Annotated in this window: 1 protein-coding gene; it reads left to right on the top strand. The window is 66.5% G+C overall.

The window, feature by feature from the left end:
- A partial coding sequence (locus tag ACQG3P_RS25400; RefSeq protein ID WP_426806587.1) for a hypothetical protein occupies nt 1–230 on the top strand: 230 nt, incomplete at both ends.

The raw sequence follows: 230 nt of genomic DNA, 5'->3' as shown, positions 1-230 counted from the left end.
CAGCAGAGGCGCACTCGTGACGGCTACTCCGAGACGGTCTACGGTGCGGACCAGAAGGGCGCGGTGTGGAAATTTGATCTGCGCCGCACGGGCAATCTGAGCGTGCCGTTGTTCACCACGCTGCCTTCCACTGAATCCGGGGTGCGGCTACGCCAGCCGATCACCGGCGGTCTTACTGCGGGCGTCGGTAACGGCGGCGGCGTCATGCTGTGTTGCGGGCCGGGGAGCTG

The organism is Stenotrophomonas sp. SrG (genome assembly GCF_050031795.1).
Taxonomy (GTDB): Bacteria; Pseudomonadota; Gammaproteobacteria; order Xanthomonadales; family Xanthomonadaceae; genus Stenotrophomonas; species Stenotrophomonas rhizophila_A.
Note: the sequence above shows the minus strand (reverse complement) of the source record. Positions and strands in the feature narration are given on the sequence as shown.